Source organism: Bradyrhizobium canariense (assembly GCF_019402665.1).
GTDB lineage: Bacteria > Pseudomonadota > Alphaproteobacteria > Rhizobiales > Xanthobacteraceae > Bradyrhizobium > Bradyrhizobium canariense.
Genome location: NZ_VSST01000086.1, coordinates 31,439 through 44,854, shown reverse-complemented (window position 1 = coordinate 44,854; position 13,416 = coordinate 31,439). Strand labels below are relative to the sequence as shown.

The following is a 13,416-nucleotide window of genomic DNA, read 5'->3' as shown; positions in this document are numbered from 1 at the left end:
CGCATTGCAGCGGCAGGTGTGGAGTCGGGGTAGGGCAGAAGCCGTTGCCCGGTGCAGACCGCCGCCTTTGACCCGTCGGAAGCATGGCGGGCATCAAGTGCAGTATCATTCACGGATGCACAGTCTAGTTCGAAGCCAGCGCCGCCTTGGCGACTTCCGCCATCCAGCCCGATGCGACCGGCAGGATCGCGTCGTTGAAATCATAGCGCGGGCCGTGCAGCTCGGCGCCGTCGCGCAATTCGCCATTGCCGATCCAGACGAAGGCGCCGGGGCGCCGCGAGAGAAAGTGGGCGAAATCCTCGCCTGCCATGCTGGGCGCGAGGTCGCGCCGCAGCTCGGCCCGTACCTTGTCCGCGGCGAGGCGGGCGAGATCCGCCTCGGCCGGCGTGTTGATCACGACGCCGACGCCCATGACGATCTCGGGCGTCACCTTGACGCCGAAGCTCGTGGCAATCCCGGCGCAGATCTGTTCGATCCGCGCCACGACGGTGTCCTTCACCGCATCGCGATGGTAGCGCAGCGTGCCGCCGATCGAGACGCGTCCGGCGATTTGGTTGCGTGCCGTGCCGCCTTCGAGCGTACAGAGCGAGAGCACGGCGGTGTCGAGCGGATCGACGCTGCGCGAGACGATCGATTGCAGCGCCACGATCAAATGGCCGGCCGCCATCACCGGATCGCGCGTCAAATGCGGCATGCCGGCGTGACCGGCATGGCCATCGATGGTGATGGTGATGCGCCCGCCGGAGGCCATGACGACGCCGTCATGGACCGCGATGGTGCCGGCGGCAAGCCCCGGCCAGTTGTGAAAACCGAACACCCGCTCCATTGGAAAGCGCTCGAACAGCCCGGCCGCGACCATCGCACGCGAGCCGCCATAACCTTCCTCGGCCGGCTGGAAGATGAAATCGACCGTCCCGCTCCAGCTGGTGTCGGCGGCGAGCAGCGCGGCGGCGCCGAGCAGCGAAGCGGTATGCCCGTCATGGCCGCAGGCATGCATCACACCGGGATTTTGCGAAGCGTAAGCTAGCCCCGTATCTTCGGTGATCGGCAGCGCATCCATGTCGGCGCGCAGGCCGACGCGGCCCTGTGCAGCCCCTCGCGTGAGGGTCGCGACGATGCCGTGACCGCCAACGCCTGACACGAAGGGAATGCCAAGTTCGGTGAGCTTGTCTTGCACGAAAGCGGCGGTGGCTTTCTCCTGGAGGGACAGTTCGGGATGCGCATGCAAATGCCGGCGCCACGCCGTCAGTTTCTGGTGCAGCTCGGGGGTCAAGGCGGGAATCTCTCGGCTTGTGTGTCGGCATCGACACCATAGCCGAATAACCGCAGCTTGCATCAAGCGTCAGCGAATGCCTCGCGTGCAGCAACGCGTTAGTGATTGCCGGGGCAGACCGACTGCGCTCCACTTCACCTCTCCCGCTTGCGGGAGAGGCCGGGAGAGGGCTCGATCGTCATTGGGGATCTCACTGCGGAGACACCCTCTCCCCAACCCTCTCCCGCAAGCGGCAGAGGGGTCGCACTCGCGGCCGTGGCTCCGCGCTACGCCGACAGCTTCGCCAGCCCATCCCAGTCGAAGCTGATGCCGTGGCCGATACGGTCCGGCGCGAGCGCCAGCCCGTCCTGCAGCATCAGCGGATGCTCGATATATTTGTCGAGCCCAAAACCGTGCGCCTCCAGATACGACCGGTTCGGGCAGGCTGCGAGCAGGTGCACGGTGATGTCGTGCGCGCCGTGGCTGGTGACGGGCAGGTTGAACGCTTCCGCCAGCCGCGCGATCTTCATGAAGGCGGAGACGCCACCGCAATTGGTGACGTCAGGCTCGGGATAGGACACCGCGCCTGCGACGATGTAGTTCTTGAACTCCCACAGCGAACGCAAATTTTCGCCCGCCGCGATCGGCACGCCACCGGCCTGCATGATGCGGGTGTGGCCCGCGACATCGTCGGGGATAACAGGCTCCTCGAGCCAGGTGAGGTCGTAGGGTTGGAACGCGCGGGCGGCGCGGATCGCGTCCTCGACCGTCCATTTCATGTTGGCATCCACCATCAGCGGAAAGCCGTCGCCGAGATGCTGCCGCATCGCCGCGACCCGGGCGACATCCGATTTCAGATCGGGGCGGCCTGCCTTCATCTTGATCGCGCGAAAACCCTTGGCGAGATTGCCGTCGGTCTGCTTCAGCAGCGCCTCGACCGAAAGATCGAGGTCGATGCCGCCGGCATAGCAGGGCACGCGCGCATCGAAGCCGCCGAGCAATCGATACAGCGGCAATTTCGCGCGCCGCGCCTTCAAATCCCACAGCGCGATATCGAGCGCCGAGAGCGCCAGCACGGCCGGTCCGCCGCGGCCGCCATAATGCAGGCCCCACCAGACCTGATGCCAGATCGCTTCGGTATCATCGGCCTCGCGTCCTTCGACCAGCGGCGGGATCTCGCGCTTGAGGATGTCGGCGACGGCGCCGCCATTGCGCCCGACCGTGTAGGTGTAGCCGACGCCCTCGGCGCCATCGGCATCGCGGATGCGGCAGGTGATCAGCTCGAATGCCGCGATGTCGCCATGGGTCGAGTCGGAGAGCATGACGGGGAGGGGGATCCGGTAGAATCCGGTCTCGATGGTCGAAATGCGCGGCATGCAGCCTCCCTTATTTTTTTCTTGTAGGATGGGTAGAGCGCAGCGAAACCCATCATCGTCATCTTCGCAAGTAGCGATGGGTTTCGCTGCGCTCTACCCATCCTACGAAGTTAGCTCACCGCATCGTTGCGAGCTGCACGGCCAGCGCGCAGGCGCGATCGTATTCGTCGAGATTGATCCACTCGTCGATGGTGTGCGCCTCGTTCTGGCCGGCGCCGAAGGTCACGGTCGGAACGCCGTGGCGGACCATCCAGTTGGCATCGAGGCCGCCATTGGCGGTGCGCACGTTCGGGGTGCCGCCGATGGCGGACACGGCCTCGACCGCGCGTTTGACGACGGGAAGGTTGTCCTTCATGCGGAACGGGAAATAATCGGTCTCGGCCTTGAACTTGACCTTGCCGGACTTGCCTTGCGCATTGGTGACTCTCTTGGCGGCCTTCTCGAACGCGGCTTTGTAGGCTTTCGTGATCTCCTTGAAGAACTTTCCGTCGTGGCTGCGGCTTTCGCCGCGCACATGCACGTAGTCGGTGACGACATTGGTGGCGTCGCCCGCAGGCCGCCCCTCGCCGCCGGTGACGGGGCCGACATTGCTGGTGCCTTGCTGCTTGCGCTTGACCACCTTGCCGAACCAGCCGCCGGCCTTCACGTCGGCGAGCGCGAGGGCCATGATCATGGTCGATGAAATGCCGCGCTCCGGCGCGACGCCGGCATGCGAGGCGCGGCCGAAGATCTCGACGGTCCAGCGGTCGGCACCCACAGCGCCGATGACGACGTTGGAGGCCGAGCCGCCGTCATAGTTGAACGCCATCACCGGCGAGCCGAGCTCGTCGAGATTGACGTGGCGCGCGCCGTAGAGCCCGCTCTCCTCGCGCACGCAGAACAGCAACGTGATCGGCGGATGATCGAGCTGCTGCTTCTCGAGCTCGGCCGCCAGCGTCACCAGCACGCCGCAGCCGCAGCGATTGTCGCCGCCGAGTGCGGTCTTGGCCTCGTTGACGATCTTGCGACCCGACTTCTTCGGCCTGGCGCCGGCGCAGAGCGGTACGGTGTCCATGTGGGTCATGAACATGATGCGCGGCTGGTTGTGCAGCGCGCCGCGGCCGGGCAGATCGACGATGAGGTTGCCGGTCTCGGTCGACACCGGAATGCGCGTATTGGCGTCATCGAGCCGGATCGCCTTCGCCGGTACGCCGCTTTCCTTCAGCGCAGCCGTGAGCTCACGCCCGATCGCCGCCTCCTGTCCGGTGACGCCCTCGACGGCGAGAAAGCGCATGAGGCGGTCGGTGGCGGCTTTGGTGTCGACAGGCATGAGATGTCCCTTTGATGCACGGTGCCTGCCAGCATCCCCTGCGGCAACTTGTTTCGCAAGGCGGCCTCAACGCATGAACTGTGGCGCCGCGTTGCTGTGCGCGCATGGTCCCAGAACCAACCGCTATTCCCGTCCGATCAGTCGTGCACGATGGCCGTCGCCTCTATTTCGACACGAGCCCGGGCGGGGGTTAAAGCGGCTACCTGAACGAGCGTGCTTGCCGGACGCGTCGCCCCGAATGTTTCGCGATGGGCGCGGGCGACTTGGTGTGTGTCCGCCATATCGAGAACGTAGACGACTGTTCTCACCACGTGCCGCAGCTCCGCTCCAGCATCTGCAAGCGCCTCGGCGACTATCGCGATTGCGCCCAGCATCTGTATGTACGCATCCCCTTCGAGTGCTGGAGGACGAGCCGTCGTTCCGGAGACGAAGACATGGTCCCCGACACGGACGGCACGCGCATAGCCGTAGCTGTCCTCAAAAGGATAGCCGGACATGACGCTTTTCCTGATCAAAACGATTTCCCACGTCTGTATCTACGACATCAGCACGCCTTCCGCACCGGATGTCTGCGAATTGACATCCTCCTGCCGGGACTTCGCCGGCTACATCTGCCGGGCCGCCCCGGAGACCCGGATGCTCGCGCCGGGTTCGGCGCTGATCTCGGCACGCAGCCGCGACGGCACGCCCATGTCCTCGCCCTGAACGATATCAATCGTGCCGCCATGAGGCCAGCCAAGGTCCCGCAGATATCCGGCGAGGGCCGCGGCCGCGGCGCCTGTCGCGGCATCCTCGTAGACCCCGCCGGCTGCGAATGGATTGCGGGCGTGGAACAGCGTGTCGGTCTCGGCATGGACGAGGCTGATGGTGACGAGGCCGGCTGCAGTCATCAACTGCCGCCCTTGCTCCAGGTCATAATGCATCGCGGCCAGCTTCTGCCGGCTCGCCAGGGCCAGGACGAGATGCCGGGCGCCGGCCTCGGCGATCGCGGGAGGTAGGCGCGGGTCGAGATCGGCAACGCTGTACGAAAACAGGCCCAGCGCGGCCGCGACCAGTGCGTCGGGCGCCTGCGCGCTGCGCGTGCGCGGCGATTGCAGCGCCGCCATCAGTGCGGACTGCTTCCGCCAGCCTGTCACCGTGATCGCTGTGTCGTTGAGCTGGAGCGCGAAGGTGCCTTCGCCATGGGCAAGGGCGAGCGCGGCCCCGAGCGCGATCGTTGCATGGCCGCAGAACGGCACCTCGATCTCGGGGGCGAAGTAGCGTACCCGCCAGCCATCCTGGTTTGGCGCGGCGAAGACCGTCTCCGAATACCCGACCTCCGCCGCGATCGCCAGCATCCGGTCGGCCGGAGGCAGCGCGTCGCAGAGTACGACCCCGGCAGGGTTGCCCCCGTTCTCTCCTTGCGAAAAAGCGGCGATCCGCTGCACGTCCATTCGTCCCTCCAGAAGACCAGGAACTCCGAGCCTACCGGTTTTGGACGGTCCGCGTATAGGCCAGAAAGATGAGCGTACCGAACAGAAGCATGGCTGCCATGAACAACAGCACCGCCGGCAGTCCCGCGAACGCGGCCACCGCGCCGGTGATCGACTGCATCAGCGCCGCGCCGAGGAAGAAGGCGAGATTGATCGCCGAGAGCGCCTTGCCTGCCACTTGCGCATCGACGAGCTGCCGCGACATGCCGAACAGCAGCGGCTGTGCCGAGGTCGCCAAGCCAATGAGCACGAACAGTACGAGGTCGTATTGCGGCGGCATCACGGGAAGGCCGAGCAGCATCGAGACGGCATAGTGCGGCGCCCCTAACGCCATCAGCGCTAGCAGCAATGCGCCGGCCAGGTGTGTTCCCGCCACCAGCGCGCGGCGGCGTCCGAGCCTGCGGTCGATCATGCCGACGAGAAGCGGACCTGCAATCATCGCCAGCGTGAACGCGCCGAGCTGGTTGCCGGCCTCGACCCGCGACAATCCCTTGACCTGCATCAGCCACGGCCCGCCCCACAGGCCGCGCAGCACCAGCGAGGTCGCAAGCGACACCAGCGCCAGCGCGATCAGGCCGCGCAAGGGGCGCGACAATCCGAGCCTGAGCACCTCGATCATCTGCGACAGCGGCGAGGATTCGTCCTTGTGCTCGGCCGGCTGGTTCGGCACCAGCAGGAACACCGCGAGCGCCACGGCGACGCCGCCGAGCGCCGAGATCCAGAACCCGGCGCGCCAGCCGTAGGTGTCGACCACGAAGGCGAGCGGGCTCGACGACAACAGCATGCCGATATTGCCGATCGAGAGGATCGCGCCCGACCAAAGCCCGAAGCGGGCGGCCGACAATTGCTTGGCCGCCAATGTCATCGGGCACATCAGCATGCCGGAGGTGGCAACGCCCAGCAGCACCTGACCGACCGCGAAGCTTTCGGGGCCCGTTGCGAATCCCGATGCGATGGCGCCGACCACGGTTCCCGCGAGCAGGCTCAGCGACACCGGCCGCACGCCAAAGCGGTCCATCGCCGCACCGACCGGGATCTGCGCGGCCGCAAACGCGAACGGGTAGACCGAGGTGAGGCTCGCCAGCGCCTGCGGTTCGATGCCGAAATCCGCCGCCATCAAATCGAGGCTGACCGCCGGAATGGTGCGCAGTAAGGTCGAGAGCATGTGCCCGCAGGCCAGCGCAAGCAGCGCAAAGATCAGCGCGCGGGTGGCTCCCGCGTCGTTGGTGGCGGCGGCGGTCATGGGCGTTGCGTCCCGAGAAGGTTTCGGGTGGGGTTACATGATTGACGGGTGCGTGCCAACATCGGGAACGCCATGGCCGCAATGTCATGGATGCACAAGGCAAGTGACATCATGTATCTCGGCATCGACCTCGGCACCTCTGCCGTCAAAACCGTTCTGGTCGACGACGCGCAGCGCGTGGTGGCGAGCCGCAGCCGGTCGCTGACGGTCTCTTCGCCGCGTTCCGGCCATTGCGAGCAGGACCCGGCGCAGTGGATCGAGGCCACATTTGCGACGCTGGACGCGCTGAAGGCAGATCACGCGCGCGAACTGGCCGCGGTCGAGGGCATCGGCCTGTCCGGCCAGATGCACGGCGCGACGCTGCTCGACGCCGGTCACACGCCGTTGCGGCCCTGCATTCTCTGGAATGACGGACGGTCGTTTGCGGAATGCGCCGAGCTGGAGCGGCGCTGGCCCGCCTTGCGAATGACGACAGGCAACAAGGCGATGCCGGGATTCACGGCGCCAAAATTGCTGTGGGTCGCGAGGCACGAACCGGAGATCTTCGCGGCGACAACACTCGTGCTGCAACCCAAGGCCTATCTGCGCCTGGTGCTGACGGGCGAGGCGATTGAGGATGTCTCGGACGCCTCGGGTTCGCTGTGGCTCGACGTTGTCAGCCGCGATTGGTCGGATGAGGGGCTCGCCGCGACCGCGCTGTCGCGCCGGCGGATGCCGCGTCTGGTCGAGGGCTGCGCGCCGGCGGCACGGCTGCAGAGCGAGTTGGCGCAGCGCTGGGGCATGACCGGGCGGCCGATGGTCGCCGGCGGGGCCGGCGACAATCCGGCGGGAGCCGTCGGCATCGGCGCCATCAATCCCGGCGCAGCCTTCATTTCGCTCGGAACCTCCGGCGCATTGCTGGTGCCCACCGAGACGATCGCGGCCAATCCGGAGCGGGTCGTGCACACGTTCTGTCACGCCGTCCCCGACAGGTGGATACAAGCCGGCGCGATCCTCTCGGCGGCGTCGTGCCTGGCCTGGATCGCGCGGCTGTTGGGGACTTCCGAGGCCGACCTGCTGGCGCCGCTCGGGTGCCGCCCGCGGGCGCCGTCGCAGGTCAGCTTCCTGCCGTACCTCTCCGGCGAACGCACCCCGCACGATGATCCGGATGTGCGCGGCATGCTCGACGGGCTCAGTCACGCCACCGATCGTGATGCGATCGTGCAAGCCGTGCTCGAAGGCGTTGCCTTCGCGCTGGCGGATTGCCGGGACGTCCTTGCCGAGACCGGATTGGCGATCGCGGAGGCGGATGTCATCGGCGGCGGCTCGCGGTCGCGGTTCTGGCTTTCGGTGCTGGCCAATGTCCTGAACATCCCCATGCATCGCTTTGCCGACGGCGAGACCGGCGCGGCGTTTGGTGCGGCCCGGCTCGGCCGCCTCGCCGTCACCGGGGAGGCGATTGATGCCGTCTGCACTGCACCACGGCGCGTCGAGACCTTCGAGCCTGAGCCCGCGCTTGCGCAGGCCTATGCCGAGCGGCTTCCGCAATGGCGCCGCCTGTACCGGCCGCGGCGCTGATCGCGATACGCGATGATGTGGCGAAGAAAAGGCATCACGCGCGGGATCGGTTCCGTCTGCAAAAGATAAAAGCAGCGCCGGACCGTTCGTCGGCATGCGTGAGGTATTGCCCTGCGCCACAACCTTTTGTTTAATGCTTGCACCCGCGCCGGGGACCAACGAGACGCGGGTGAGATTGCGATGCCGCCGTCGGCGCATCGGGGAGGTGTGATGAGCGAGCCCATCCTCGAGATGCGCCGGGTCTCTAAATCGTTTTTCAGCATCAAGGCGCTGCGCGACGTCGACCTCACCGTCTACGCGGGCGAGATCCACGCTTTGATGGGCGAGAACGGCGCCGGCAAATCCACCCTGATGAAGATCCTGTCGGGCGCCTACCGGCCGGACCCGGGCAGCGAAATCCGCATCGACGGCCAGCCCGTGCAGATCAGCGGTCCGCTCGGCGGCCGCGCGGCCGGCATCGCGATCATCTATCAGGAACTCTCGCTCGCCCCCAATCTGAGCGTCGCGGAGAACATCTATCTCGGTCGCGAGGTCTCCCGCGGCGGCTTGCTGGCGCGCGAGGCGATGCAGGCCGGCGTCGGTCCGATCCTGGCGCGGCTCGGCGCGGATTTCACGCCGCAGACGCAGGTCGCCAATCTCTCGATGGGCCAGCGCCAACTGGTCGAGATCGCGCGCGCGCTGCACGCCCGCTCCAGGATCCTGATCATGGACGAGCCGACCACCGCGCTGTCGGCCGGTGAGAGCGAAAGGTTGTTCGCGCTGATCCGCCAGCTGCGTGCCGAAGGGCTCGCCATCATCTACATCTCGCATCGCATGGATGAGGTCTATGCGCTCGGCGACCGCGTCACGGTGCTGCGTGACGGCACGCTGGTCGGTTCGCTCGACAAGGGCGACATCCGCGCCGACACCATCGTCCGGATGATGGTGGGTCGCGACGTCTCCTCCTTCTACAAGAAGGAGCATGATCCCAGGAATGATGCGCGGTCGGGAGCTCCCGTGCTCGCGGCCGTCGACATCGCCGACGGCAGGCGCGTCAAGGGATGTTCGCTGACGGTGCATGCGGGCGAGGTCGTCGGCCTTGCCGGCCTGGTCGGCGCCGGCCGCACCGAGCTTGCGCACCTCATCATCGGCGCCGCGCCGATGATCTCCGGTCATGTCGAGATCGAGGGGCGCACGGTCTCGATCCGCACGCCCGGTGAGGCGCTGGATGCCGGCATTGCCTATCTCACCGAGGACAGGAAGGCGCTCGGCCTGTTCCTCGACATGTCCTGCCTCGACAACATCAATCTCGCGGTGCTCGGCCGGGATGCGAAATTCGGCGGCATCCTCGACCGCGACAAGGCCCGCGACCGCGCCAAACGCGCGTTTGCGGGGCTCGGCATCCGTGCTGCGAATGTCGCTGTTCCCGCCGGCGGGCTCTCCGGCGGCAACCAGCAGAAAGTGCTGCTGTCGCGGCTGCTCGCGATCGGCCCGAAAATCCTGATCCTCGACGAGCCGACGCGCGGCGTCGACGTCGGCGCCAAGTCCGAGATCTATTCGATCATCGACAATCTCGCGAAGTCGGGCACCGCGGTTCTCGTCATCTCGTCCGACCTGCCCGAGATCATCGGCATCTGCGACCGCGTCATCGTGATGCGCGCGGGACATATCGCCGGGCAGATCCGGCGCAACGCGACATCGCCGCTCAGCCAGGAGGACATCATGGCCCTCGCCACCGGAACGGAGCAGCTCGATGCCTGAGAACGGCGCTTCCTCCACCACCGCCCCCGCCAAAGCCGTCCCCGTCGCGCCCGGTCTTGCCGCCGCGCAGGAGACGAAGCGGCAGCGGACGCGGATGATCATTCGCGCGGTCGGCATGCTGCCGGTGCTGCTGCTGCTGTGCATCGGTTTTCACGTGCTGTCGGACGGCCGCTTCTTCACCGGCCAGAACATCGGCATCGTGGTGCAGCAGTCCGCGGTCAATACCGTACTGGCCGCAGGCATGACCTTCGTCATCCTCACTGGCGGCATCGACCTGTCGGTCGGCTCCATCCTGGCGGCGTCGGCGATGGCCGGGCTGATCATCTCCAAATTCCCCGATCTCGGGGTGCTGTGGTTGCCGGCCGCGGTGCTCACCGGCGCCGTCTTCGGCATTCTCAATGGCGGCTTGATTGCGCTGTTGCGCCTGCCGCCCTTCATCGTCACGCTGGGGTCGTTGACCGCCGTGCGCGGCGCGGCGCGGCTGCTCGGCGCCGACACCACGGTGTTCAATCCGTCGATCCCCTATGCTTTCATCGGCAACGGCGCCTTGACCCTCATTCCCGGCGTATTGTCGATTCCCTGGCTCTGGGTGATCGCGTTGCTGGTCATCCTGGTGTCGTGGCTGGTGCTCAAGCGCACCGTGCTCGGCGTCCACATCTACGCGGTCGGCGGCAACGAGAGCGCGGCGCGACTCGCCGGCATCAAGGTCTGGGCCGTGCTGATCTTCGTCTATGGCGTGTCCGGCCTGCTCGCGGGCCTCGGCGGCGCGATGCAGGCGGCGCGGCTCTACGCCGCCAATGGCCTGCAGCTCGGCCAGTCCTACGAGCTCGACGCCATCACCGCCGTGATCCTGGGCGGCACCTCCTTCGTCGGCGGCATCGGTTCGATCTGGGGAACGCTGGTCGGCGCGCTGATCATTGCGGTGTTGTCGAACGGCCTGATCCTGATCGGCGTGTCCGACGTCTGGCAATATGTGATCAAGGGCCTGGTGATCATCGGCGCGGTGGCGCTGGACCGCTATCGGCTGCAGGGCTCGGCCCGCACGTGAGCGCGGAAAAAATGCAGCGGGCGCTGCAGCGTCATGTTCATTTCGTCACGGCAACTGGTCGCCGTGCCGGAGCTTCAAACAGACCAGGGAGGAAGCCAATGTTGAAGTCGATCTCGTTTGCCGGCGCCGCGATGGCGCTCGTCCTGAGTTCCGCGCCGTCCGGCGCCAAGGAGCTCAAGTCGATCGGCGTTTCCTTGGGCTCGCTCGGCAATCCGTTCTTCGTCGCATTGTCGAAGGGCGCCGAATTCGAGGCCAAGAAGACCAACCCCAACGTGAAGATCACCACCGTCGGCTTCGAATATGATCTCGGCAAGCAGGTCACCCAGATCGACAATTTCATCGCCGCCGGCGTCGACCTGATCCTGCTCAACCCCGGCGATCCCAAGGCGGTCGGACCGGCGATCAAGAAGGCGCAGGCCGCCGGCATCGTCGTGGTTGCCGTCGACACCGCGGCCGAAGGCGCCGACGCCACGGTGACCACCAACAACGTCCAGGCCGGCGAGATCTCCTGCCAGTACATCGTCGACAAGCTGGGAGGCAAAGGCGACGTCATCATCGAGAACGGCCCGCAGGTCTCCGCGGTGATCGACCGCGTCGTCGGCTGCAAGAACGTGCTCGGCAAGAACCCCGGCATCAAGGTCCTGTCCAACGACCAGGACGGCAAGGGCTCGCGCGAAGGCGGCCTCACGGTGGCGCAAGGCTATCTGACCCGCTTTGCCAAGATCGACGCCATCTTCGCCATCAACGATCCGCAGGCGATCGGCACCGACCTTGCCGCGCGCCAGCAGCAGCGCACCGGCATCATCATCACCGCGGTCGACGGCGCACCCGATATCGAAGCAGCCCTCAAGGATCCGCAGGCGGCGCAGATCCAGGCCTCCGCCTCGCAGGACCCGTTCTTCATGGCCCGCCGCGCCGTGCAGGTCGGCGTCAACATCCTCAACGGCCAGAAGCCGGCGTCCACGGTCGAGCTGCTGCCGTCGAAACTCGTGACGCGCGACAATGTCGGCGAGTACAAGGGCTGGACCTCGGACCGGTCGCAGTAGCGGGCGCGAGACGGCCGGCGCCGGATGTGGCGCTGGCCGGCTTGCGTGGCGTGGTGCTAGCTCGGCATGCAGCGTTTGACCGGGGCTGGGTCGACCGCGCTCTCGTTAGGCTCATGATCTTGAGGTCGCAGGTTCAAATCCTGTCCCTAATCATACCCGCAGACTCAACCACCCGACGTCCGCTTTTCGACACGAAGCGGGCCCCTGGCTTTCAATGCACCAGTTCAGCTTGTGATCCAAAGCGGACACCGGGGTCTATACTGCGCTGCTATAGATTCCGACGCAGGAAGTATCCAATCTCACCCTCGATACGTCGATGGACCGATGCACGGTCGACGCGGGGAGCATCCTTGCAGGCCGCAGGCGCCTCAGCTTCCACCGCGGGAGGGCATGGACCGAAGAATATGAAATGGCCGCCCGGTACGGTCTCCTGTCGAGGCGGATGGGGCAATGCCGCCGCGAGAGCGATGATATTGCCCTCAGCTTTGAGAGCGCTGCTTTCCGCGCGATAGAGGAGCGTCGGCATGTCGACCGATGTTAACCCGTCCCGACCGAACAAGGAACCAAACGGTTCCAACAGGACGAGAGTTTTCACGGCGAGCGCATCCGCCGATCTCTTGCCGACCGCGTTGGCCAAGGAGCCATCGGTCGGCACGCCGTCGCAGGCCATCGGATCGTCTGTCCGGTCTCGGCAATAGGCCGCTAGGTGAGCTAGGCTAGGAGCCCCGCCCGCGACGATCAGCGCGACGGCTCCGCCGTAAGAAAATCCCATCATGCCAAGACGATTAGGATCGGCATGCGTCGCGAAGCGTGGATCGGCCAACATAGCATCAAGAGCCTTGTGGATCTGACGTGGTCGATCTTCGAGAGCTTCGCGAGGGCGCTTGGATCCAGGATGAAACGGCGCGATCACCACAAAACCTTCGCGCGCCAAGGACGTGAGAAGAGCGGCATAAGGGAACGGACTGCCCCCCGCTTTGATCGTTCCCCCACCACCATGCGAGAAGAGGATAACTGGAGAGCGCGTCCCGGAAGCGATCTGCGCATCGCGACTGGCAGTGATTGTGAATGGCCCATCCTGAAAGGAGACTTCGGCCGCGTCTGTCGGATACGCAACCAATGCATCGAACGGGACGGCGTCCTGCACGGTGATGCGCGTGATGCCAGCGCGAAAGCGCTGCGGATCCGCTTGGGCGGATGTGCCCGCGACCAGTAGTGCGAGCACGAGAAACAGGGCACGCATGTGCACAGCAACACAGCCGGCTATCCGATCAAGACCCAGCGATCGGACGACCGAAGGGTCGCCTACCGGGCCAGGCCGGCCTAAAACGCATTGCACCATTGCTGCCTCATCGTTGCGTCAGATGTATTCA

At 66.0% G+C, this 13,416-nt stretch carries 11 protein-coding genes; 4 read left to right on the top strand and 7 right to left on the bottom strand.

The annotated features are described in order from the left end of the window. Positions 1 to 124 precede the first annotated feature (124 nt). The 6 genes from FXB41_RS36060 to FXB41_RS36035 form a co-directional block, all read right to left on the bottom strand. A complete protein-coding gene (locus FXB41_RS36060) occupies positions 125 to 1,273 on the bottom strand; it encodes an amidohydrolase (protein ID WP_219685140.1) in 1,149 nt (382 codons plus the stop codon). 266 nt (positions 1,274 to 1,539) lie between these two features. After that, complete coding sequence (locus FXB41_RS36055) at positions 1,540 to 2,628, bottom strand: mandelate racemase/muconate lactonizing enzyme family protein (RefSeq protein ID WP_219685139.1); 1,089 nt, start codon at positions 2,626 to 2,628, stop codon at positions 1,540 to 1,542. Positions 2,629 to 2,743: 115 nt separating this feature from the next. Further along, the gene (locus FXB41_RS36050) at positions 2,744 to 3,937 is read right to left on the bottom strand and encodes a M20/M25/M40 family metallo-hydrolase (RefSeq protein ID WP_219685138.1); all 1,194 of its coding nucleotides are present in this window, start codon (positions 3,935 to 3,937) and stop codon (positions 2,744 to 2,746) included. Between the two features lie 137 nt (positions 3,938 to 4,074). Next, positions 4,075 to 4,434: a Rid family hydrolase gene (locus FXB41_RS36045; protein ID WP_246649460.1), complete on the bottom strand. Its 360-nt coding sequence runs from the start codon at positions 4,432 to 4,434 to the stop codon at positions 4,075 to 4,077. 108 nt (positions 4,435 to 4,542) lie between these two features. Further along, the gene (locus FXB41_RS36040) at positions 4,543 to 5,370 is read right to left on the bottom strand and encodes a PhzF family protein (protein WP_219685137.1); all 828 of its coding nucleotides are present in this window, start codon (positions 5,368 to 5,370) and stop codon (positions 4,543 to 4,545) included. Positions 5,371 to 5,401: 31 nt separating this feature from the next. Then, on the bottom strand, positions 5,402 to 6,652 hold the full coding sequence (locus FXB41_RS36035; RefSeq protein WP_219685136.1) for an MFS transporter: 1,251 nt from the start codon (positions 6,650 to 6,652) through the stop codon (positions 5,402 to 5,404). A 111-nt stretch (positions 6,653 to 6,763) separates the two neighbouring features. Here FXB41_RS36035 and xylB point away from each other — a divergent pair, with 111 nt between their 5' ends. From xylB to FXB41_RS36015, 4 genes are all read left to right on the top strand, one after another. After that, positions 6,764 to 8,209 (top strand): xylulokinase, encoded by a 1,446-nt coding sequence (gene xylB, locus FXB41_RS36030; RefSeq protein ID WP_219685243.1) that lies wholly within the window; start codon positions 6,764 to 6,766, stop codon positions 8,207 to 8,209. A gap of 210 nt (positions 8,210 to 8,419) precedes the next feature. After that, positions 8,420 to 9,949 carry a sugar ABC transporter ATP-binding protein gene (locus tag FXB41_RS36025; RefSeq protein WP_219685135.1) on the top strand — a complete coding sequence of 510 codons (1,530 nt, stop codon included), beginning with the start codon at positions 8,420 to 8,422 and terminating at the stop codon, positions 9,947 to 9,949. Then, positions 9,942 to 10,997, top strand: coding sequence for an ABC transporter permease subunit (locus FXB41_RS36020; RefSeq protein ID WP_219685134.1), 1,056 nt, complete (start codon positions 9,942 to 9,944; stop codon positions 10,995 to 10,997). Before FXB41_RS36025 ends, FXB41_RS36020 begins: the two co-directional genes overlap by 8 nt. Positions 10,998 to 11,095: 98 nt before the next feature. Next, positions 11,096 to 12,043: an ABC transporter substrate-binding protein gene (locus FXB41_RS36015; protein WP_219685133.1), complete on the top strand. Its 948-nt coding sequence runs from the start codon at positions 11,096 to 11,098 to the stop codon at positions 12,041 to 12,043. A 268-nt stretch (positions 12,044 to 12,311) separates the two neighbouring features. Here the strand turns inward: FXB41_RS36015 and FXB41_RS36010 are convergent, their stop codons facing one another. Continuing rightward, complete coding sequence (locus FXB41_RS36010; protein WP_219685132.1) at positions 12,312 to 13,286, bottom strand: alpha/beta hydrolase family protein; 975 nt, start codon at positions 13,284 to 13,286, stop codon at positions 12,312 to 12,314. Positions 13,287 to 13,416 lie beyond the last annotated feature (130 nt).

What these genes read in the sequence shown, in the direction of transcription:
- FXB41_RS36055 (WP_219685139.1), bottom strand. Translation starts at nt 2,628, where the DNA reads ATGCCGCGCATTTCGACCATCGAGACCGGATTCTACCGGATCCCCCTC.
- FXB41_RS36050 (WP_219685138.1), bottom strand. Translation starts at nt 3,937, where the DNA reads ATGCCTGTCGACACCAAAGCCGCCACCGACCGCCTCATGCGCTTTCTC.
- FXB41_RS36045 (WP_246649460.1), bottom strand. Translation starts at nt 4,434, where the DNA reads ATGTCCGGCTATCCTTTTGAGGACAGCTACGGCTATGCGCGTGCCGTC.
- FXB41_RS36040 (WP_219685137.1), bottom strand. Translation starts at nt 5,370, where the DNA reads ATGGACGTGCAGCGGATCGCCGCTTTTTCGCAAGGAGAGAACGGGGGC.
- FXB41_RS36035 (WP_219685136.1), bottom strand. Translation starts at nt 6,652, where the DNA reads ATGACCGCCGCCGCCACCAACGACGCGGGAGCCACCCGCGCGCTGATC.
- xylB (WP_219685243.1), top strand. Translation starts at nt 6,764, where the DNA reads ATGTATCTCGGCATCGACCTCGGCACCTCTGCCGTCAAAACCGTTCTG.
- FXB41_RS36025 (WP_219685135.1), top strand. Translation starts at nt 8,420, where the DNA reads ATGAGCGAGCCCATCCTCGAGATGCGCCGGGTCTCTAAATCGTTTTTC.
- FXB41_RS36020 (WP_219685134.1), top strand. Translation starts at nt 9,942, where the DNA reads ATGCCTGAGAACGGCGCTTCCTCCACCACCGCCCCCGCCAAAGCCGTC.
- FXB41_RS36015 (WP_219685133.1), top strand. Translation starts at nt 11,096, where the DNA reads ATGTTGAAGTCGATCTCGTTTGCCGGCGCCGCGATGGCGCTCGTCCTG.
- FXB41_RS36010 (WP_219685132.1), bottom strand. Translation starts at nt 13,286, where the DNA reads ATGCGTGCCCTGTTTCTCGTGCTCGCACTACTGGTCGCGGGCACATCC.